We start from the raw sequence: 23,106 nt of genomic DNA on the forward strand, positions 1-23,106 counted from the left end.
TCAAAATGCCATAAAAAAAGCTTACCTCAGGGTAAGCTTTTTTGGTCTTCATTCAGGCTAATGTCTTAGCAGAATTAAGCCGTGGTATTTTCAAGCACTTTCTTGAACAAATCTTTTTGTTCCTGACTTGGTTTTGCAGTCTGAAGTGCCATCAATTGTGACATATCACCCTGTACTTTGATTTTACCTGTCATGAAGGCCTGCATCGCAGCCGCCATATCAAACTCCAGGAAAACTTTGCGTAGAGTTTCGCCATCCATATTCAGCGTGGTTTTGGCATTTGAAGACAAACCTTTCTTGATTGCCCCACCATCTAAAGATAGTTCAGTATTACCTGTAGTGTCCGCTACAACCAAATTAATCGCAAGGTTCGCCAAAGCTGGTGGCAAATTCAAATCGCCAGCTTGCGCAGTTAGAGTTTCTACAGTTGAAAACCAATCATCAGTTAAAAAAGCAGGCATGATCTTTCCTCAAATTATTTGTTCATTTGTGTCGACTATCCAGACGACATCATGTTGAAGCTATTATGCTTGTGCTTTGTTATATCATGATCATTAGCGCAAAGGCTAACGAATTTTGTACGCGCCGTTCAATTTTTGTAGTTCTATTTTTATTTATGTTTATAAGCAGACATCAACCCGCGGGCTGATGTCTACACGTTCTAAAATTAGTCTGCAGCAAAGCCCAGATTGACCATATTGATCCGACGGTTCTCGCCTTCCACAGCTTCTTCAGTTGAATCACCGCCTTTGAAGTCGAATTCACGCTGGCTGTCCAGCACTTCAAAATCAAATAATTCACGATCGACCAGCTGCGATGGCGAAACATTTTGCAATGCGCCAAAAATGCTGTGCAGACGTTTTGGATGTGCTTTATCCCAATCACGTAACATGTCATTGATAATTGCGCGCTGCAGGTTGTCCTGAGAGCCACATAAATTACATGGAATAATTGGAAATTGACGCATTTCTGCATATTTGATGATGTCTTTTTCTTCCACATAGGCCAGTGGGCGAATCAGAATGTTCTTTTTGTCTGAAGACAACAGTTTTGGTGGCATAGCTTTCAAGCTGCCGCCATGGAACAGGTTCAGGAAGAAAGTCGCCAGGATATCATCACGATGATGGCCTAAAGCAACTTTGGTCGCGCCAATTTCCTGCGCAAAACCGTATAAAGAACCACGACGCAAACGCGAACAGACTGCACAATAGGTTTTGCCTTCTGGCGTCAGTTTTTTGGTAATGCTGTAGGTGTCTTTTTCCAGAATGTAATACGGAATATTATTTTCTTCTAAATAACGCGGTAGAACATCTTCAGGGAAGCCTGGCTGTTTCTGATCCAGATTTACAGCCACTACATCGAAATTGATCGGTGCGATGCGCTTGAACTGTAGCAGGATATCCAACAGGGTATAACTGTCTTTACCACCAGAAATACACACCATGACCTTATCGCCTTCTTCAATCATCTTGAAGTCACGAATGGCATGTCCGACCTGGCGGCGAAGCTTCTTCAACAAACGGTAGTAGGCTGAGCTTGTTGGCAGTTCAGGTTTGAAATTAAATCCTTGTTCGGACTCAACTGGCGAGTACATAGACGAGATTAACCCATAAAAAAAATACCGCGCAATTTTAGCCGATTCAGACCGCTATCGCATCAAAAGAATTTATTTTCATGAAAATGTCTTATTAGTTTCATTTTCATGTTTTATTTAGATTGATATATTGAACGATTGCGTTCATTTTTTAGTCAAGATGCTTATCTTTTGGACTTTTCCACAGTTGTCCACAAAAGCTGTGGATAACTTTGTGGATTGAAACAGACTTGACAACTTGTCCGGCTCAAAAGATAAGGCTTTTCTTTGAATTGATCATTTTTTGATCAATTTAATTATTTATAAAAATCAATTAGTTAAACCTGTCAAGCCTAAGGTTTTAAATTAAATCATATTTTTTTTTCTACTGCTAAAATGTAAAAAATGACTTGCATTTACAAACTCGTTTATAAATGCAGCGCACAAGTCTTTTCATTCCGTAATTTTTTGTTAAACTCTTTATTGAATTTTTCTCGCTTGTGTTTACTTAATATAAACAATGAAAATAAATGTGTATGTTTTGGGGCGTTATGGGATCAGTGGTTTGCTATTAGCAAGCTGTTGTCATTTTGCTTATGCCGGTCAAACGATCTATCAATTACGTGACAGTAATGGCAGTACTTTATTGACCAATAAGAAAAGTCGCTATAACCATCTACAGGTAGAAAAGAAAACCTATTATCCAGACAGCAATATTCACAGTTATAGCAACTGGGGTTCAAGTGAAGCTTCGGTATTGCCAAGTTATAGTAAAAATAAAAATGCCTATGACTCGATCATCCGTCAGGCAGCACAAACCTATGGTGTATCTGAAGGCTTGATTAAAGCCGTGATGCATACCGAATCCGGTTTTAATGTGCAGGCACGTTCTCCAGTCGGTGCACAGGGCTTAATGCAACTCATGCCCGCGACTGCCCGTCGTTTTAATGTCAGCAATGCTTATGACCCGCAGCAGAATATTATGGCAGGTGCCAAATATCTGGCCTGGTTATTGAAACATTTTAATGGCAACACCACCTTGGCACTGGCAGGCTATAATGCCGGTGAAGGTAATGTTGCCAAATATAAGGGTGTGCCACCGTTTCGTGAAACTCAGGACTATGTCCGTCGTGTCAGCAGCCGTTATCAGAACTTATATGCTCAGGGAATTGGCAATACTAGTTCTACCTATACAGCATCTTCTGGTACTGGCCGTGTGATTGCCAGTTCTGACAATTATTCGACTGGAACCACCACAGCTTCCAATATTCAGGCTGCCAAGTATCAGCGTCAGATCATTGCTCAAGCGGATGGCAGTTTCACCGATGCACCGGCAGGCTCTTATGCCACCGCCAATGCGTCAGCATCTGCAAAAATATATTTAAGTGAATAATTCCTAAACAGCTTTGTTTTTAAAGACCTATGTTTTTATTTGTACAAAAAATATCCTGTGTTTTTTGTAGCCAAATGCTATTTTTTCCTTGAATTCTTCTCGATTTCACCGCATATTGATTTCAATGATTTACATTTAATAATCAGATTATTTTTCTGTAATAAGAGGATTTCTCAATGATGCGGATTGGTTTGTTCTTGCTAACCAACCTCGCGGTACTGGTTGTAGCTGGCATTATCTTGTCACTCTTCGGTGTCGGTAGTTACCATGGCGCAGGTGGCTTGAATCTAGGCAACCTGTTGGTCATCTGTTTTGTGTTCGGTATGGTCGGCTCAATGATTTCCCTGTTCATGTCTAAATGGATGGCGAAAAAGACCACGGGTACTGAACTGATTGACCCGAATGCACCTCGTAACCAAGCTGAAGCCTGGTTGCTCCAAGAAGTTGCACAACTTTCTCAGCGTGCAGGCATTAAAATGCCGGAAGTGGGTATTTTCCCTTCTTACCAGTCCAATGCCTTTGCCACCGGCTGGAACAAAAACGATGCTCTCGTTGCGGTATCAACCGGCTTGCTTGAGCGTATGAACAAAGACGAACTTCGTGCAGTATTGGCGCATGAGATTGGTCACGTTGCCAATGGCGACATGGTCACTCTGGCACTGATCCAAGGTGTTGTGAACGCCTTCGTGATGTTCTTCGCACGTGTCGCAGGTGATTTTATTGACCGCAATGTCTTTGGTCGTGAAGAAGGTGAAGCACCGGGTATTGCCTATTTCGTGATTACTATTGTGCTGGATATCGTGTTCGGTATTCTTGCGTCGTCGATTGTGATGTGGTTCTCTCGTCATCGTGAATACCGTGCTGATGAAGCAGGCGCACGTTTGGCAGGTAAACAAGCCATGATTTCAGCATTACTGCGCTTACAGGCAGAATCTGAAATGCCGGATGCCATGCCGAAAGAAATGAAAGCATTTGCGATTTCTGCGGGTAAAGAAGAAGGCTTTAGCCTTGCTGCATTGTTCCAGACGCATCCAAGCATCGAACAGCGTGTCGCTGCATTGCAACAACTTGATTGTGCTTAAGTAAAACTTGAGTTTTGATTCAAGAAAAGCCTGCAATTGCAGGCTTTTTTATTGGATTTAATTATTCTTTAGCTGACCTATCATTGGCTGAACCATTGATACAGCGCCATAGCACCCCACCCGATCGCGAAGATAAATACAATCAGGAATAAAGTGCCTAAAATATCCGGAATATGAATCCAGATCCAGGCCACTACAGGATTGCGCCAGAATGCAGATTGCTGTTGTTTGCGTTCCAGACTTTCATGCAAAAATGGATGCACCACATGTCGATCGCTATTAATCTGATATTCCTCACGGATATGCAGATGCACGACATCCAGCGCCTTGCGACTCGGCTGGATAAAAATATCAAAAACGGTACCAGCCACAGGAATAAATCCAACCACTGCATCCATTACTGCCAGCTTCATGACCGGATTGAGTTTGGCACTCGGTACCCCGATCTGTTTGGCCTTATGAATGGCATAACAGGTCAGCACAAAACCGGCAATATCTCCAGCAACCGGAATCGTACTCAAAGCTGCGTCTGCCCCCACCCCTTGCTTGGTAAATGGAATACGTACCAGGGAATCCATCATATTGGCGAACTTGGCCAGATCACGTTCCAGACGTATCACCTCTTGTTGGCTTAGTTTTGTTTTTTGTCCAGGCTCAGGCATAAGTTATTCCAGAAATAATGCTGATTTTCTTGAGCATAAAGTATTTTTTCTAGGCTGTTGTATCAATCTGTGAATTAAAACAATAATTTGGAAGCAACGAATAAATACAGAATCACACCGGTGGCATCGCAGATGGAAGTTACCAACGGCGCCGAGGCACTGGCAGGATCAAGTTTGAGTTTATTTAAAATAAAAGGCAGACTCATGCCAATCAGGCAGCCCATCAACACAATCCCGAGCATGCTGATGGCCAACACCACAGCGACCATGATATCTCCCCGAATATAACCCAGAATGGATACCGCAATCGCCATGGTGCCGCCCAAACAAAGCGCCACCAGAGATTCTCGACTGAGCAGGTTAAACCAGTCCTTAAATTCGACATCGCCTGTGGCCAGAGCACGCACCATCAAGGTGGCTGATTGCGAACCAGCATTCCCGCCACTGCCCACCAAAAGCGGTAAGAAAAATACCAGCACGATATGTGCGGCAATGATCTCTTCAAAGTGTGCAATCCCGATTCCAGAGAGCAGACTGCCAAAAACCAGAATGACCAGCCAAAAGACCCGCTTCTGATACAGGGTCAAAATCGGGGCAGTTTTAAGGCTCAATTCAGTCAACGGCGTCACTGCACCCGACTTTAAAATATCTTCAGTAGTTTCGGCTTCGACAATGTCCATAGCATCGTCATAAGTAACAATTCCTAAGAGTTTTTGCTGTGCATCAACTACAGGCAGAGCAATAAAATCATAATAGGCCAAGGCTCTAGCCACAATTTCCTGATCATCTGTTACCTGGGCAGAAATGACGTCACGTTGCATCACTTCGGCAATGCTCAGCTCAGCTAAGGCCTGAATGATCTGCCTTAGGGAAATCACACCGATCAGCCGTTTTTCTGCATCGACAATATATATCAGATACAGGGTTTCCTGCCCCGCGGCCACTACACGTAAAGCCTGTATCGCTTCATCCATGGTTAAATCGGGTGATAGCGTCACAAAACGTGAGCTCATCATGGCACCCGCTGTACCTTCCGGATAGATGGCCAGATCTTTGAGGGTTTGCTGGGATTCTTCAGATAATGCGCCCATCAATTGCAGCTGTAGCGGCGGCGAAAACTGCTTATAAATATCGACAAAATCATCAGAGGGCATTGCATCCAGAATGGGAACAAGTTCTGAAATAGATAAGTGCTGTGCCACGTTTAACTGCTGCCCTAGGGGCATAAAAGCATAGACCAAGCTTGGTTCATTCAGTTCCCTTAAAATTCGGGCCTGTTGCCGAGCATCTAAACGACTTAAAATGCGCGCCTGATCGGCGACATTCAGCTGACTGAGTAAACCTACAGCGATGTCGTGATTTTCAGAATGTAATTGTTGTTGGATATGCTGGATTTTTTCTGAAATTGTCGGCATAAGCAGCTCATTATAAAAGTCTGGCATTCAAGAGATGTTTGTCCTGATCCCTATGTATCCTAATTTTTCATGTGAATAATTTTAATGATCATGCTGCAATATGACGATATTTTTTGTATAAATCAATTCCTCGATATTTAGCCAGAAAAAAGCCTGACTGAGTCAGGCTTGTTCACTTTCTAAAGATGGATGCTCTATCACCACTGATTGAGAAACCGTTTTTTTAATCATGAGACTACGGATCAATACATACATAAAGGGAATAAACAGCAGTACCAGGACAGTAGCAAATAGCACCCCACCAAAAACACTACTGCCAATCTCCTGCCGGCTGATTGCACTGACGCCCGTGGCAAACATCAAAGGCAATACACCCGCTGCAAATGCAATGGAGGTCATGAGAATAGGACGCAAGCGTAAGCCCGCAGCCATTATCGCGGCCTGAACCGGAGTATGACCTATCCGCTCTGCTTGTGCGGCAAACTCTACAATCAAAATGGCATTTTTACAGGACAGACCGATGGTCGTCAACAAGGCAATATGGAAGTAAATATCGTTCGCAAAACCAAACCAGACACAGAACAGAATACTTCCTCCCACGCCCAGAGGAATCGCGGTCAACACCACAGCAGGAATCGTCCAGCTTTCATAGAGTGCCGTTAAACATAAGAAAATAAAGGCAATCGAAATTAGATACAAGAAAATAGCTTGCCCACTGCTACGTTTTTCTTCTAAGGCGGCTCCACTCCAGGCCAAATTTACTCCGTCTTGTTCATCGACTAAAGCTTCGACATCTTGCATGGTTTGACCCGAAAATTGATCTTTGGGAATACCTGCATATACAGGCACGGCGTTATAGCCCATATAACGGTTGATACTATTCGGTCCACCTTGCCAATTCAGCGTAGTGAATTGATTAAACGATAACATTTCGCCTTTGCTATTACGGACATGCCAATGTGCCAAATCTTCAGGTTTAGAACGGAACTCCGCTTCGCCTTGCATGATGACCCGTTTGATTTGCCCACGATCAATAAAGTCGTTGATATAAGTACCACTCCAAGCCGCAGCCAACGTACTGTTAAAACTTTGCTGAGGTACGGCATATTTGAGTAAACGTTCTATATCCAGTTTAATATTCAGCTCTGCACTTTCTTTGGGTACATCAAGTTGTAAATATTCAATCGATGATTTTGCTTTGGCACGGGTTTCAATCTCAGAGAAGGATTGCTGTAAAAACTCGCTACCCCTTGAATCTAGATCTTGTAACCAGAAGTCGACCACACGTCCATTACTTGACATAGAAGGCGCCATAAAGAAAATCTGGGCATTGGCATGATTGGCAAAGTGCTTTTGTGCACGATCTACAATGGCAAAGACGGTATCTTCAGGATTTTTACGCGCTGCCCAGTCCTTTAATACGACAAAAAGCTGACCACGATAAGGCCCAACTCCAACATTGTTTCCACTATACCAAATCCCAATGCTCTGGATGCGCTCAGATTCATGCTGCATTAAATAGTCTTGGACTTCACGCCCGACTTTTTCTATCTCAGAACGTGGTGCATTACCCGGCATCACAATTTGACCCATGACAAAGACCATATCTTCCGTTGGCATCAAGCCTTCGGGCAAGGTTTTATAAAGCCAGCCAAAGCCTAAAACACATATACTAAATACAGCCAACATCGTCATTTTAAACTGCATGCTACGTACAGAGAGCTTTTGGTAACGCATGGTGAGCTTATCCATGCCACGATTAAAACGCTGTGCCCATTTTGGTTGATATGGTTGACGCTTTAGCAGTTGCGCTGCAAATGTAGGGGTGATGATAAGTGCCACCAATAAAGAAAGTAGCATTGCCACGACCAACGTGATGGAAAACTGACGATAGATGACCCCTGTCATACTTCCAAAAAATGCCATGGGAATAAATACAGCCGTTAAGACCAACGTAATCCCGATCAATGCACCGCTAATTTCCTTCATTGACTTTAAAGCTGCAGCCTGAGCATCCAAATGTTCTTCATGCATCAAACGTTCAATGTTTTCCACGACCACAATGGCATCATCGACCAACAGGCCAATCGCCAAAATCAGGGCAAACAAGGTAAAACTGTTTAAGCTCATTCCCAATACATACAGCACCGCAAATGTGGCTAAAACTACAATCGGAATCGTGACTGCAGGAATAATAGTGGCACGCCAGTTTTGCAGGAAGATAAACATCACCAAAACCACCAGTACCATCGCTTCGACCAGAGTTTTCGCGACTTGTTCAATTGAACTGGTAATAAATGGGGTTTTGTCCATGGTCATACGTAATTGATAATGTGCAGGCAAATTGGCTTGGGCATTTTTCAATACCGTTTGCATCTGCTCTGAAACCGCAATGGCATTACTCCGTGGTGCCAATTGAATCGATAATGCAGCGGATAAATGACCGTTGGTATAATTTAAATGATTATAACTTTCTGCCCCTAATTCAACACGTGCGACATCTTTCAAGTACAGGACCGAACCTGAATCTGTTGTTTTCACAATAATTTTTTCAAATTCATCAATGCTACTTAAACGTGAATCCGCACTGACCTTAGCATTCATGTATTGATCTTGTGCTGTCGGTAATCCACCAATAGAACCTGACACAAGTGGTGCATTTTGTGCCTCGACTGCATTGCGAATATCACTCGGCATCAGATTAAATTGGCGTAGTTTATGTGGATTGAGCCAAATGCGCATCGCATAGCCTGCGCCATAAAGCTCCACCTCACCCATTCCGTCAATACGGGAAAAACGCGGTTCGACATGCACCATTAAATAGTCAGCAAGCTCTGTCGGTGTCGCCTTCCCTGATTCATCATATAAACTCAGTAATGCAAATTGATCATAACCTTGTTTATAAACAGCCACTCCATTTTGCTGGGTTTCTTCAGGCAATCGACTTAGCACACCATTGACCGCATTTTGCACTTGCAACAGTGCCTGATCGAGATCCACGCCTTGCTCAAACGACAGGGTCAGATTTGCACGTCCCACGCTACTGTTGGACTGAAAGCTTTCCAAACCTTCAATGCCTTTTACCGCTTGTTCTAAAATTTGCGTGACCGATTGCTCAACGGTTTCCGCAGATGCACCACGATACCCCGCAGAAACCCCTAACGCAGGTGCGTCCATATTCGGCATATGCTCAATGGGAATTTTTTGCAGTGCAAAAATTCCTAATACCATCATGATAATGGCAATCACGGCTGCAAATTTAGGTCGATAAATAAAAAAGTGTGACAACATGAATAAAAATCCCCATCAGATGCATTCTCACGACACATTCTTGTATGAATAGATGATTTTTATAGCAATTTTCACACCATGCTGAAAACGCAACCAGTCATTGGACGAGTTTTGGCGATAAAAAAATCCCCGTATAAACGGGGATTTTTCAGCTCTAGAGTTTTCCTTTATTTTAAGCACGCGATTTTTTGATGATGAGTCGACGAATTAAAACATACATAAATGGAATAAAAATCAGCACCAGCAATGTTCCAAAAATGACACCACCAAATACACTCACACCAATTTCCTGACGACTCACCGCACCAGCGCCTGTAGCAAAGACCAGCGGTAAAATCCCTGCGCCAAAGGCCAAAGAAGTCATCAAAATTGGACGTAGACGTAAAGACGCACCTTCTAGTGCGGCTTCTACTACCGATTTACCTTGTTGCTGCGCTAATGAAGCAAATTCCACAATCAGAATGGCATTCTTACAGGACAGACCAATGGTAGTCAGCAAGGCAATCTGGAAATAGATATCATTCGGGAAACCAGCCAGATAACTGAAAATAATATTGCCGCCAATCCCGAGTGGAATAGCTGACATCACGGCGGTTGGAATGCTCCAGCTTTCATATAAAGCCGCCAGACAAAGAAAAATAAAACCAATTGAAATCAGATACAGCCAGATCGCCTGATTATTGGACTGTTTTTCCTCGAAAGAAAGACCGCTCCAGACCACATCCACCCCTTCCTGCTCGGCAACCAAAGCTTCCACATCCTGCATGGCCTGACCGGAACTGCTATCTTTAGCCCGATCCGCTTCCATTTGCAATGCGGTATAACCCATAAAGCGGTTGACCACTTCAGGGCCACCACTCCAGCCTACTTGCGAGAAGTTGCTGAAAGGCACCATCTGATTCTGGTCATTGCGCACATGCCACTGTGCCAGATCTTCCGGCTTAGAACGGAATTCAGCATCACCCTGCATAATCACCCGTTTAATCCGGCCGCGATCAATAAAGTCATTGATATAACTGCCTCCCCAGGCACTGGATAAAGTACTGTTGATTGCCGATTGGGTCAGACCGTTGGCCATGGCCTGCTTCTGATCAATATTGACACGTAGCTCTGCTTTGTCAGGATTAGAACGTTTACCCAGATTTTCAAAGCTTGTATAGTTGCCCGCCCGAGCTTCCAGCGCTTTAAATTGCTGTTCCAGATATTGCCGGCCATTGCCATTGATATCTCGAATCCAGAAATCCAGACCATCGGTTTGTCCCAGACCATTGACTGAAGCTGGCATGGACACATTAATTTGTGCATTGCGATTACTTTGAAAATGCTTCAAGGCCCGTTCACGAATCGCTTGTGCAGTATTGTCCTGACCGGAACGCTCATCCCAATGTTTCAACGCTACAAAACCGGTCGCAAGGTTCTGACCAGTTCCAGAGAAATTTCGCCCATAACGGATCATCACCAGATTGACATTAGCTTGTTCCTGATCCAGAAAATACTTACGGACTTCTTCACCGATATGAATGGTATTTTTCATCGGAGCGCCTTCCTGCAATTTGATTTGCAAGCTTAAGATCCCCTGATCCTCACTCGGCAAGAAACTGGTCGGCAAAGCACGATAGAACAGCGCAAACACACCGATCAATCCAGCAAACAATAGTAGACAAATCGCCTGACGCTGAATCGTGAGTTTAGACAAATTCAGATAACGATGTTTTAAATGATCCAGTTTCTGGTTAAACCAGGATGCCCATTTTGCCGGTTTAGGATTCGGTTTTAGAATAAGCGCGCACAATGCTGGGGTTAGAATCAATGCCACCATTAAGGACAGCGACATGGCCGCAACCAAAGTGATAGAAAATTGGCGATAGATCACGCCAGTCGAACCACCAAAGAAAGCCATCGGAATAAAGACTGCGGTCAAAACCAAAGTAATCCCGATCAGTGCTCCACTAATTTCCTGCATGGATTCCAGGGCCGCGTCCTTGGCAGACAGTTGCTTTTCATGCATCAACCGTTCGACGTTTTCCACCACAACAATCGCATCATCCACCAACAGGCCGATCGCCAGAACCAGCGCAAATAAGGTTAAGGTGTTGATACTCATACCCAGTGCATACAGCACCGCCATCGTACCCAAAATCACCACTGGAACAGTCACGGTAGGAATCAAAGTGGCACGCCAGTTCTGCAAGAAAATGAACATCACAATGATGACCAAGATCACGGCTTCGATCAGGGTTTTGATCACTTCTTTAATTGATTCTTGTACAAAAGGCGTATTGTCACGTGGGTAAGCAATTTTATAGCCTTCAGGCAATTGCTGGGAAATACGGGCAATTTCAGCCTTAATCAGATTAGAGGTGGCAATGGCATTGGCCCCTGAGGCCAGTGAAATACCCAGACCTGCTGATGGATAACCATTATTGGTACTATAAGACTGATAATTTTCAGCACCCAGTTCTACCCGCGCAATATCTTTCAAATAAATAAAGCTGCCGGCACGATCCGATTTGACAATAATATTCTGGAATTCTTCTACAGTTTTTAGCCGTGAACCCGAAGTAACTTTGGCATTCAGGTATTGCTCGTCTATGGCTGGAAGATCACCAATCGCACCAGCAGCGACCTGAGTATTCTGGGCTTCAATCGCAGCACGCACATCACTTGGCATCAGGTTATATTGTTTTAATTTTGCCGGATTCAGCCAGATCCGCATCGCATATTGTGAACCAAAAACATCCACCTCACCAATGCCTTCAATCCGGGAAATGTCCTGTTCCAGATGGGTCATCAGATAGTCGGAAAGTTCAATATTGTTGCTGCGCCCCGACTCATCATACAGGCTGATCACCATATGGGTATCACCGAGCGATTTAAAGACATTAACGCCTTGGCGTTGTACATCTTCCGGTAATCGGTTTAGTACCCCATTAATCGCATTTTGTACCTGAACCTGTGCAGTATCTGGGTTGGTGCCATTTTCAAAGCTAATACTGACCCGGCTGCGCCCTGAAGAATCACTACTCGAACTGAAATACAGCAGATGATCAATGCCTTTGATTTGCTGTTCCAGCACTTGAGTCACACTTTCTTCCACAGTTTCTGCAGAAGCACCGCTATAAGTTGCTGCCACCGTTATCCTTGGCGGGGCAATGTCCGGATAACGTTCCACTGGCAGGTTCATCACTGCGAACAAGCCGATTGCCATGACAACAATCGCCAGTACCCCAGCGAAGATCGGGCGGTGGATAAAAAATTTAGACAGCATAAGTCCGGGTCACTTTTAATTAAATAGGGGTAAATTGATGCAGAACATAAGCATGCTATATCCAAATATTCAGTGACATAGCACTAGAATGCAAGAATTAAACACATAAAAACTGCGATAAAAACCAATCATGGAGAAATTATGGATAATCCCTCTTGAGCATATTCTTGAGATTGCTCTTCCCTATTTATTAATAGCATTTTTCCAAACAAAAAACCCTGCATCTGCAGGGTTTTTTGGTGAATCAATTGAGCGGATTAAGCGCTGAACTGGTTCATTGTGTTTTTAGAATCATCACCAGCTTTCAATGCATTGTCACCAGCGAAGATTTCTTTGTGGTCATCACCGATGTCAGAACCAGCCATTGCTTGGTGTTTAACACATGCGATACCGCCGCGGATTTCTTTACGTTGTACGCCAGCAACATAAGCCAACATACCTTCAGTACCGAAGTAACCTTGAGCAAGCTCATGAGTAGAAAGTGCAGCTGTGTGGTAAGTCGGAAGTGTGATCAAGTGATGGAACACACCCGCTTCACGAGCAGCGTCAGCTTGGAATGTACGAACTTTTTCGTCAGCTTCAGCAGCCAGTTCAGTTGCATCGTACTCAGCGCTCATTAACTTAGCACGGTCGTAAGCAGAAACGTCTTTACCTTCAGCAACCCAACGGTCATACGCTTGTTGACGGAAGTTTAAAGTCCAGTTGAACGAAGGCGAGTTGTTATAAACAAGTTTCGCATTTGGAACTGTTTCACGTACACGGTTAACCATGTGAGCGATTTCAGCAACGTTAGGCGTCGCAGTTTCGATCCAAAGCAAGTCAGCACCGTTTTGTAGGCTAGTTACACAGTCAAGTACAACGCGGTCGATTTGCGTGCCTTCACGGAACTGGTATAGACCAGAAGCAAGACGTTTAGGACGGTGAAGTTTACCATCACGCTTGATCAGAATTTCGTCTTCTTGAGCTTCTGAAATGTCGATTTCAGTTGTGTCTAAGTAGCTAATGTATTGAGAAGCGATGTCGCCTGGCTCTTTAACCACTGGGATTTTTTGAGTCAAGTCAGCGCCTTCAGAGTCAGTACGTGCAACGATGATACCGTCATCAAGACCCATTTCTAGGAATGCATAGCGAAGAGCGTGGATTTTCGCGATGAAGTCTTCGTGTGGAACTGTTACTTTACCAGCTTGGTGACCACATTGTTTCGCATCAGAAACCTGGTTTTCGATTTGTAGTGCACAAGCACCCGCTTCGATCATTTTCTTAGCAAGTAAGTAAGTCGCTTCTTCGTTACCGAAACCAGCGTCGATGTCCGCAATAATTGGCACAACGTGAGTTTGGAAGTTGTCGATTTGTGAAGTGATTTCAGCTGCTTTAGCAGTGTCGCCCGCTTCTTGTGCTTTTTTAAGTGCACGGAACAAGTCGTTTAATTCTTTCGCGTCAGCTTGACGTAAGAATGTGTAGATTTCTTCGATCAATGCAGGAACAGACGTTTTTTCGTGCATAGATTGGTCAGGAAGTGGACCGAATTCTGAACGAAGCGCTGCAACCATCCAACCAGAAAGGTAGATGTAGCGACGTTCAGTTGTACCGAAGTATTTTTTGTTCGCAATCATTTTTTGTTGCGCGATGAAACCGTGCCAGCAACCTAGTGATTGAGTGTATTTGCTAGAGTCTGCATCATAAGCAGCCATATCACGACGCATAATTGCCGCTGTATATTTCGCAATGTCTAAACCAGTTTTGAAACGGTTTTGAAGTTGCATACGCGCAGCATCTTCAGGACTGATGTCTGCCCAAGTGTTACCGAATTTCGCTTTTAATTCGCGGATTGCATCAATCGCTGTTTGGTATGTAGTCATGATATATTCCTGTAATAATATTAGGATTTTTCTGCAACGAACCGCTCAAATCACACCCTCAATGACTTGTTCAGATTTTCGACGATCCGTTGGGATAGCTAAAGATTAGTGGGCTTATGAAAATTAATCCAATAGTCTGCAAGAATCTTCAGTATTTATTTAAAAAATGAGTAGATCAAAGTCTTATTACAATCTTGATAGATTAAATTAAGATTATGTTTTATATATATTTATTTAAAAATAAAAATGGATAAAATTTCCACATGTTGCTTAAAAATAATTCATTAGACTTAAGTCTGGATATGGGGTTTATGCCCTTTTATCTTTAAAAAATACTGATCTTTGATGATTTATTCAACTTGATGAATTCTCGATTTAGTGTACTTTTCACTCAAATACTGAACGTAAGAACAGCCTTTCTCATGTTCTTTTAAAGCGAAAAGATGGTTTTCATTTCCCTCTATAAAAAGGCTAAATGATATTCTATTTAAAGTGCATCTTTTCTCTTATGTACACTTTGAATAATGGAGCTTAAGCCTGTGTTAATTTTGTAAACTTTATCAGTGAGCACATGGCTTTTTTTCATCGACGCTTTACACAAGGCCCGGCAATTATGGCATAATCTTCATAATTTCTTGTATTTATTCTCGGTATTTCTTTTATGAATCTGGAGCGGGTCGATCTCAATCTATTAATTTATCTTGATGTACTTCTTCGCGAAAAAAATGTCACACGTGCAGCAGAACAACTGGGCGTTACCCAGCCTGCCATGAGTAACATCTTACGCCGATTACGCAATTTATTTAATGATCCCCTCCTGATTCGTTCTTCTGAAGGCATGACACCCACTGAACGTGCCTTAGAATTGCAGCCCCGCATTCGAGATGCGCTCGCTGATCTGTCGATGATCCTGGAACCACGTACCGAGTTCCGTCCATATACCTCAAATCGTGTCTTCCGGATCATGACCTCGGATTATGCAGAAGCCACGCTGGTTCCACGTCTGGTTAAAGCCCTACGTTCAGAAGCACCGAACGTGGTATTAGACTTCCTGACGCCAAGTGACGTGTCATATCGTGACATGGAACAAGGCAAGGTCGATCTGGCAATCAACCGTTTTAATGAAATCCCGCAAAGTTTTCATCAGGTTTTGGTCTGGCGTGACAGCTTTTCTTGCCTTTTAAATAACAAGCATCCTGCCGCAAGCAACTTAAACCTTAAAAGTTACCTGGATGCACAGCATATCTGGGTTTCCAAAACCGGTATGGGTGTTGGCTTCGGGGTAAATCCTGAAAAACAGGCCGGTTTAGGCTGGATCGATCAGGCTTTAGAACGTATTGGCCAGAAACGTAAAATCTCAGTCTTTACCCGTCACTACCAGATGCCGGGGTTATTGGCTGCCAATGTCGATCTGGTCGCAACACTGCCTTCACGCATTGCACGTTTGCAAGCCAAGAATCACAATTTAATTCTCAAAGATCCGCCGTTTTATATTCCTGAATTTGAATTGAAAATGGCATGGTGTCCTTTATTGCATCATCATCCGGCGCATCGCTGGTTACGTCAGCTGATTTTATATGTCGCCCGCCAGATGATTGAAGAAGAAAACCGTGAATTCCTGAGCAATAATTCTCAATTTTCACATTATTAAACTCAAAATCTTCTAAATTCTTATTTTTTAAGATTATACTTCGAAGACTTGAGATGTCATTGTTACACCTCAAGTCTTTTTTTGTGTTAAAAATATCCCAAGATACTATTCATCCACAGGTGGATTTGTGAGCCTCTTACAAAATATTGTGATTATCTTAATACTCATCACGGGGGCCGGTTTTTTATCTTTAACTGAAATCGCCCTCGCTGGTGCCCGTAAAGTCAAACTCAAAATTCTGGCTGAGTCGGGTGATCATCGCGCTCAAAAAGTTTTAGATCTACAAGAAAATTCTGCAGACTTCTTTGCAGCCTCCCAAATTGGTTTAAATGCAGTTGCCATTCTTGGTGGTATTTTAGGTGAAGGTGCCTTCCGTCCTTATATTTATAATTTTGTTTCCCGCTTTTACCAAGGACCTTGGGCTGACAATATCAGCTTTGCGCTTTCCTTTACGGTCGTCACTTCATTATTTATTTTATTTGCAGACCTGATGCCGAAACGTCTGGCCATGATTGCGCCAGAAAAGATCGCAGTCTCAGTCATCGAGCCAATTCAGATTTTCATTAAAGTCTGCAAACCTTTGGCTTGGTTTATCAATGCGATTGCCAACATGCTGTTCCGTCTGTTTAAAGTAAATACTATTCGTGATGACAATATTACTTTTGATGATATTTCTGCAGTGATGGATGCCGGTGCACAGGCAGGCGTGCTCCAGAAACAGGAACACCATTTCATTGAAAACGTATTCGAGCTGGAAGAACGTAACGTGCCTTCGAGTATGACCACACGTGAAAATGTGGTGTTCTTCACCTTAAATGAACCGGAAGAAAGTATTCGGCAAAAGCTGGCGGAATACCCCTATTCCAAGTTTCTGGTATGTAGCAATGACATTGACAGTGTGATTGGCTATGTCGACGCCAAAGACATTCTGGTGCGTATTCTGAACAACCAGTCGCTGCTGCAACTCAATGAAAATACCATCCGTAATGTCCTGACTATTCCTGACACTTTGACCTTATCGGAAGTTCTGGACCGTTTCCGTTCCACCAAGGAAAAGTTTGCCGTCGTCATTAATGAATATGCGCTGGTCGTTGGCGTGATTACCCTTTCTGATATTATGATTACCGTGATGGGTGACTGGGTGACGCCTATTGAAGCCGATCAGCAAATTATTAAACGTGACAATAATTCCTGGCTGATTGAAGGCAGCACGCCGATTGAAGACATCAAGCATGCGCTTGAAATTGATGAAATGCCTGATGATGAGAACTATGAAACCATCGCTGGCTTCATGATGTATAAATTACGCAAGATTCCACGTCCTGCAGATGCCGTGATATTTGGTGCTTATAAGTTTGAAGTGGTGGATGTCGATCATTTTAAAATTGACCAGTTGCTGGTGACCCGCCTAATCGAAACCAATTCAGTTATTCAAGAAGAATCAGATTAATCTGGTTCTTCTTTTTAGCCCTCTATTCAAAAAATTATTCTAATAAAAAAATCCATAAGGTGAGTGATGAATATTTCTGCATTATTGGCATGTCTGTTTTTTTATTCAGCCCTGTATTTGTTTTACTTCTTCTTTGCCAAACAACAGAATCCCCTGCTTTTACTCGCAGCCATCATTCTGATGGTTTTAACAGTTTTCATTATTCCCTACCCGCATGAACGTCGCCGTCAAGGTTTCGACTCGACCTTGAGATTTAGAGAGTATTTTTATTGGCCATTAATCACGTGGTGGCGTTTATTTATTCTGCCCATCAGCTGGCTGATTGCACTGATATATCGTGATTAAAAAAGCACCTTTGGGTCACTGCTGTCCCATAGTTTGCTTTAAATAAAAAAACCTGAGTCCTAACAGTTAAAATATGAGTGCAAACAAACACTTTAACGACCAGGATTCAGGTTTTGTCACATCAGAATACCGTATTTCATGAGCTAATTAAACCTGTTGTGCGACAGGATTTTGAACAACTTGCTAAAGTACACCATGTTGGACAGAAATTTAGAGCGGCTTCCCGGTGGGATCAGTTTATTGCCATATTGATGTCTCAATTCTCTTGTAGGCAAAGTCTGAGAGATATTCAATCCAATTTGGAGTGCCAACAGGAAAAGCTAAGTCATCTCGGAGCAAAGTCTATTCCCCGAAGCACGCTGGCACGAATCAATGAGCAGCAGCCTGCTGCCTTGTATCAACAGCTATTTTACAAGTTGCTTAAATACTATGAACACTCAAAAGTAGCTCATAAATTTCGCTTTAAGAATCCCTTGTATTCCTTGGATGCCAGTCATATTGACCTGTCGCTTTCCTTATGTGAATGGGCCAAAGTTCACGACTCAAAAGCCAGCATGAAACTCAGTATAGGATTGAATCACAGCAATGATATTCCTGAGTTTGTTGCAGTTGAAAATGGCAAAGAAAATGACATGGTACAAGGCCGCAAATTCCAGTTTCCTGCTGGCAGCATTGTAGTTTTTGATAAAGGCTATGTCGATTACCAATGGTATGCAAATCTGACTGCTCAAAACATTGGATTTGTCACACGTTTTAGGCCTAAATCTGTGTATCAGGTGATCCAGCAACATCCAGTGCTTGAATCCAAAGGTATTCTAAAAGATGAAACCATTCAGCTGAATAGCGCACATGCCCTAAAAAGAAAAGCCCCAGTGTTAAGAAGAATTGAATATAGAGATCAGCAAAGTGGCAAGCACTTTAGCTTTCTCAGCAATAACTTTCATTTAGCCGCCTCCACCATTGCAGCGATTTACAAAGACCGCTGGAAAGTTGAGCTGTTCTTTAAGGCGATTAAGCAGAATCTCAAATTAAAGGCGTTTCTAGGCCGCAGCAGTAACGCAATTCAGACACAAATCTGGATTGCGATGATCGCCTATTTATTGGTGAGTTTCGCTCAACATTTAGGAAAAACAGGTTGGACAGTTCAACGTTTACTCAGAATAATTCAAGTGAATTTGTTTGAAAGAAGAACTTTAAAAGCTTTATTTTCACCCGATAAAATACCCATAAAACAAGAGGAAGCTCATTTGAGCTTCCTCTTGTGAAAAATTGTGGGACAGCAATGACCTTTGGGTGCTTTTTTTAGATCTAGTTATAGCTTAGATTTTTGCTAATAAAGCCTCAAGAACGGCTTGATAGTGAATCTGGATATCATCTTCTAAAATTTTGTAGGCATTATCGAATTGCACCATTGGCCAACCTTCTTTCCAGAATGGGAAAATATTATGCAGGTCATGGGTGACAATGGCATCTTCACGCACAATTGCTTGGGCAATTTGTGACAGCACTTGCGCAGTTTCAGCGCCATCAATCGCCATATAATCAATACCGCGCGCTTTTAAAATACGGATTCGGTCTTTTTTATAACGGATTTTTTTGATTTGTGCTGCATTCAGACCCAAAGCCAAAGATACGGCTTCGACAAATTTGTCTTCAAATGACTGATTCAATGCTACTAAGGCTGCTTTATGCGCTTCCTGACGACCAGCTTTACCACCCTGACGAATTGCTGCTTGCGCCTCAGTATTTAGCTCATCCTTTTTCATACTTTGCAGGATGTCTAAAATTTCGATGTCGCTTAACGCCTGAGGAGATTGATCAGTCATAAACTGTCCTTAAAAAAATAAATCTTGAATCGGCTATTTTCGCATAATTCGTGGCTAAAAAACTAAAATCTTCATGATTAAAACAGCGCTGCGACCTGAAACTGCATTTCTTCTGCGATTTTGCGCAAAATCGACTATAGTGCTTCATCTATATATTAAATTAATCTCTGGATGATGCCCACTACGCAAGTGACTTTGTTGCTGCAGCAACTTAAGCGCCAATATCCGACTGCATTTAAAGGAAATTACCTGTTTTACAGTCAGATTAAAATCCGTGGAATCTGGGATAAAGCCAAGCTCTTAATTCCTTGGGTCTTGGCCGCCATGATTTTTGTTCCCATCAGTTTGATGTTAGGAGATCTAGTACAGCAATCTTTTGTGCAAATCAGCGAATTTCAGGCGCAAAGTTATGCCATTTTGGCCATTCTGTTGTTCCTGATGTTGAGTCTCACCTTGATTCTGTACCAGATTCAGCATTCTTCTTATTCGCTGTATCAGTTATTACGGCATACTCCAATCAAGATGGCTATTGTGATGCTATTGCAAGCCTTAAATCTGGTCTTTATACAAAGCAGTTTGCTGATGTGGAGCTTATTCTTCTTTGGCGTAAGCTTTGGTTTTGTGCGCTTTTATCGGGAAAATTTATTTAAGGAAAATAGTAAAAATACTGAGCACTATCAGCTACAACAATTACGTCAAATCTGTTTTTGGGCTTATAAACAAACCTGTCTGATCCGACTAAAATTACGTTTTTATTCAAGCCATGATCCTCGACATGCCGAACTAAAACAGCAATTAAATCACTTTGCCGGGCTATATACACGGCTGCTGAAATATGAGCATCAATATTGTAAAACGATCAAGCATCTGGATGTCGACAGCTATCTGGATGAGAATTCATAGTTCTCTCTATCCTTTTTCATTGTCCGTCTTAAAGATCTGCAAATATTAACTTTTAAAAACGTTGATTTGCTGATTTTTAGAATAGAAGCCACGGAATTGCTTGAAAAGAAAGCAATCATTTCGGAATTTGCTTGCCAAGCTTTATTTCGTCCTCTATTATTGCGCACATGCCCGAGTGGTGAAATCGGTAGACACAGGGGATTTAAAATCCCCCGCCCACAAAGCGTGCCAGTTCGAGTCTGGCCTCGGGCACCATTTTAATATTTATTAAAATGGTGCAATAAAAAATCCAGCATTAGGCTGGTTTTTTTGTGCCTGCATTTTATTCTTTTAACGCGAAATCCCCATGTCAGAATTAAAACACTTCGATCTCGCTACATTACAATTACGTCATCCAGACGCTTTTTTCCTGAAGCTGCGTTATAGCCGCTTTAAATTTAATGCCCTGCAAAATATCCAGTTTGTTATCGCGATTAATTTACTGTCCCTTCTGGTCTGTGTAGCCTGCAGCATCAGTTCAGTTTTTCTAGAATATTATTTTTTTAAAAACACCACGATCGCCTTTAATGTCACCTTAATTGTGTTGATGGCACTACTGTATCCCTATATCTGGTATGCGCAATATCAGGCACAATTTAGTTCCAAAGCCTATAGTCAGCGTTTGCAAAACTGTCTCTATCTGCAAATTCCAATTTTTCTATGTTTGCTGCTTAACCTTTATCTGATTCATTCGGATGTGCTGATCATTATCAGCATGATCTTTTTAGCGATTTCCTCCTTTGGGGTGGTCATCCTGGAACCTTTATTTAAAAGTTCCTGTAGCGCAATTGATCAGATCAGGTTACAGAAACTCCGGCAACTGGCTTTTTGGGCTTATCAACAGTCTAAATCCAAAACACCACAACAGATTCAGGGTCAGTCAAATCTGCACGCTTATTACCAAAACCTTTATCAGCAATGCATGAATGAAGAGCAACAATTACTTGGCTCAATTCGCTTTAATAGCTATAAAGAGTATTTCAACAGGCAATAAAAAACCCTGCAGCTGCAGGGTTTTCTTAAATCACCATTCACGATTGGTAATTAGCTCTTCCATTTCAATCTCGAACAGGCCGTGCTCTTGCACCACCATCATCATGGCTTCAGCAATATAATCAGCAGCAGTATCATCCAGAGATGAATCCAGATCTTCAAACTGAGGTTTCATGACATTAATATCAGTCACAGTCAGATTGGCAAGCTGATAAATCTCTTGATCTGACAAACCTGATTTAGCGACTTTTTGGGCAAAACGTTCGATGTGCTGCTTGATTTCAGCAACCAGAATATCGGGATAATATTCATCATCGAACATGGGGAGAAGTAAATCTGCAAACATTACAGGCACTCTAAAGGATGACTATCTAATCTAAGCGTGCCTATATAGCATATTGTTGCTCAAAAGCCAAACAACATTGCCAAGTGGTTGATTTGCTGCTTTCAATTTCTAAGCCGTTTGCATGGCTTGCCAGACTTTAATCGCATCGACTGTAGCCTTAACATCATGTGCCCGTACCATACATGCGCCCTGCTGAATACTCAGTAAATGTGCTGTTGCCGAACCTACCGCACGCTCTTGCGGTGCTGCACCATTTAGAACTGCTCCGATAAAGCGTTTACGAGATAAAGCAGACAAAATCGGATAGCCCATTTCTGTCAATTTATAAAACTCTTGCAACAGCTTTAAATTTTGCTGGGCATTTTTCGCAAAACCAAAACCCGGATCAATCATGATATTTTCCGCTTTTACTCCCACATCCAAGGCATCCTGAGCACGTTGAGATAATTCGCGAATCACATCAGCAGTGACATCCTCATATTGATCCAGATTGTTCATGGTGGTTGGTTCGCCGCGCATATGCATGATGATCACTGGAATATTCAGCTCTGCTGCGGTCTGCAATGCATTCGGCCGAGTCAAAGCACGGACATCATTCCAGATATGCGCTCCGGCCCGAACCGCTGCACGAATCACTTCAGGTTGCGACGTGTCAATCGAGAGAATGACATTGTGTTTGGATAAAGCTTCAACGACAGGCACTACGCGGCGAATTTCTTCTTCCACTTCTACCACTGCGGCACCTGGACGGGTCGATTCACCGCCAATGTCAATCACAGTTGCGCCTTCGGCCATCATTTCCAGTGCGCGGGCGACTGCATCTTCTTTTTGATTATGCCGACCACCATCACTAAAAGAGTCTGGGGTGACATTAAGAATCCCCATCACATGCGGCTGGGACAAGTCCAATTTTAAATCACCAAATGTCCATACATGTGGTAACAAAGGCATCAGCTGCATGATTCAATACTCACTCAAAATAACCCCGATATTGTCTTATGGATCGCTGA

The 23,106-nt window shown here is 42.7% G+C and carries 18 protein-coding genes and 1 tRNA gene; 9 read left to right on the forward strand and 10 right to left on the reverse strand.

All coding sequences use genetic code 11. The features are described 5' to 3' along the window. Positions 1-74: 74 nt before the first annotated feature. Both F893_RS13205 and ttcA read right to left on the reverse strand, forming a co-directional pair. Complete coding sequence (locus F893_RS13205; protein WP_004280536.1) at positions 75-461, reverse strand: SCP2 sterol-binding domain-containing protein; 387 nt, start codon at positions 459-461, stop codon at positions 75-77. 206 nt (positions 462-667) lie between these two features. Beyond that, positions 668-1,594: a tRNA 2-thiocytidine(32) synthetase TtcA gene (gene ttcA / locus F893_RS13210; protein ID WP_004280538.1), complete on the reverse strand. Its 927-nt coding sequence runs from the start codon at positions 1,592-1,594 to the stop codon at positions 668-670. A 499-nt stretch (positions 1,595-2,093) separates the two neighbouring features. Here ttcA and F893_RS13215 point away from each other — a divergent pair, with 499 nt between their 5' ends. Next, a complete protein-coding gene (locus F893_RS13215) occupies positions 2,094-2,966 on the forward strand; it encodes a lytic transglycosylase domain-containing protein (RefSeq protein WP_005252513.1) in 873 nt (290 codons plus the stop codon). A gap of 176 nt (positions 2,967-3,142) precedes the next feature. After that, entirely contained in the window at positions 3,143-4,048 is a 906-nt protein-coding gene (gene htpX, locus F893_RS13220) for a protease HtpX (RefSeq protein ID WP_004280540.1), read from the forward strand. An 80-nt stretch (positions 4,049-4,128) separates the two neighbouring features. Here the strand turns inward: htpX and F893_RS13225 are convergent, their stop codons facing one another. From F893_RS13225 to F893_RS13245, 5 genes are all read right to left on the reverse strand, one after another. Continuing rightward, positions 4,129-4,710, reverse strand: coding sequence for a DUF4112 domain-containing protein (locus tag F893_RS13225; protein WP_005252516.1), 582 nt, complete (start codon positions 4,708-4,710; stop codon positions 4,129-4,131). A gap of 74 nt (positions 4,711-4,784) precedes the next feature. Then, entirely contained in the window at positions 4,785-6,125 is a 1,341-nt protein-coding gene (mgtE, locus tag F893_RS13230; RefSeq protein WP_005252518.1) for a magnesium transporter, read from the reverse strand. 162 nt (positions 6,126-6,287) lie between these two features. Continuing rightward, positions 6,288-9,416 (reverse strand): efflux RND transporter permease subunit, encoded by a 3,129-nt coding sequence (locus tag F893_RS13235; protein ID WP_005252520.1) that lies wholly within the window; start codon positions 9,414-9,416, stop codon positions 6,288-6,290. 172 nt (positions 9,417-9,588) lie between these two features. Further along, positions 9,589-12,684, reverse strand: coding sequence for a multidrug efflux RND transporter permease subunit (locus F893_RS13240; protein ID WP_004731857.1), 3,096 nt, complete (start codon positions 12,682-12,684; stop codon positions 9,589-9,591). A 257-nt stretch (positions 12,685-12,941) separates the two neighbouring features. Further along, entirely contained in the window at positions 12,942-14,543 is a 1,602-nt protein-coding gene (locus F893_RS13245; protein ID WP_004280550.1) for an isocitrate lyase, read from the reverse strand. A gap of 661 nt (positions 14,544-15,204) precedes the next feature. Between F893_RS13245 and F893_RS13250 the strand changes: the two genes are divergently transcribed. The 4 genes from F893_RS13250 (at position 15,205) to F893_RS13265 (ending at position 19,254) form a co-directional block, all read left to right on the forward strand. Further along, the gene (locus F893_RS13250; RefSeq protein WP_004280551.1) at positions 15,205-16,194 is read left to right on the forward strand and encodes a LysR family transcriptional regulator; all 990 of its coding nucleotides are present in this window, start codon (positions 15,205-15,207) and stop codon (positions 16,192-16,194) included. A 127-nt stretch (positions 16,195-16,321) separates the two neighbouring features. Next, a complete protein-coding gene (locus tag F893_RS13255) occupies positions 16,322-17,644 on the forward strand; it encodes a polyamine export protein PaeA (RefSeq protein WP_004280552.1) in 1,323 nt (440 codons plus the stop codon). A gap of 66 nt (positions 17,645-17,710) precedes the next feature. After that, the gene (locus tag F893_RS13260) at positions 17,711-17,989 is read left to right on the forward strand and encodes a hypothetical protein (protein WP_005252533.1); all 279 of its coding nucleotides are present in this window, start codon (positions 17,711-17,713) and stop codon (positions 17,987-17,989) included. Positions 17,990-18,102: 113 nt separating this feature from the next. After that, the gene (locus F893_RS13265; RefSeq protein ID WP_005252535.1) at positions 18,103-19,254 is read left to right on the forward strand and encodes an IS4-like element ISAbe18 family transposase; all 1,152 of its coding nucleotides are present in this window, start codon (positions 18,103-18,105) and stop codon (positions 19,252-19,254) included. Positions 19,255-19,308: 54 nt separating this feature from the next. On the opposite strand, the gene F893_RS13270 is transcribed toward F893_RS13265, so the two are convergent. Continuing rightward, on the reverse strand, positions 19,309-19,815 hold the full coding sequence (locus tag F893_RS13270; protein ID WP_004280554.1) for a hypothetical protein: 507 nt from the start codon (positions 19,813-19,815) through the stop codon (positions 19,309-19,311). Positions 19,816-19,989: 174 nt separating this feature from the next. On the opposite strand from F893_RS13270, the gene F893_RS13275 reads away from it, so the two are divergent. From F893_RS13275 to F893_RS13285, 3 genes are all read left to right on the forward strand, one after another. After that, positions 19,990-20,718: a hypothetical protein gene (locus F893_RS13275; RefSeq protein ID WP_005252537.1), complete on the forward strand. Its 729-nt coding sequence runs from the start codon at positions 19,990-19,992 to the stop codon at positions 20,716-20,718. Positions 20,719-20,887: 169 nt separating this feature from the next. Continuing rightward, positions 20,888-20,973: transfer RNA gene (locus F893_RS13280), tRNA-Leu, on the forward strand. Positions 20,974-21,064: 91 nt separating this feature from the next. Further along, positions 21,065-21,751, forward strand: a complete 687-nt coding sequence (locus F893_RS13285; protein WP_005252539.1) for a hypothetical protein — start codon at positions 21,065-21,067, stop codon at positions 21,749-21,751. 30 nt (positions 21,752-21,781) lie between these two features. Here the strand turns inward: F893_RS13285 and F893_RS13290 are convergent, their stop codons facing one another. Further along, positions 21,782-22,096, reverse strand: coding sequence for a DUF5713 family protein (locus F893_RS13290; protein ID WP_005252541.1), 315 nt, complete (start codon positions 22,094-22,096; stop codon positions 21,782-21,784). A 108-nt stretch (positions 22,097-22,204) separates the two neighbouring features. Further along, positions 22,205-23,056 carry a dihydropteroate synthase gene (folP, locus tag F893_RS13295; RefSeq protein WP_005252543.1) on the reverse strand — a complete coding sequence of 284 codons (852 nt, stop codon included), beginning with the start codon at positions 23,054-23,056 and terminating at the stop codon, positions 22,205-22,207. Positions 23,057-23,106: the final 50 nt, after the last annotated feature.

It is taken from the genome of Acinetobacter sp. CIP 102136 (assembly GCF_000369685.1).
Lineage (GTDB): Bacteria > Pseudomonadota > Gammaproteobacteria > Pseudomonadales > Moraxellaceae > Acinetobacter > Acinetobacter fasciculus.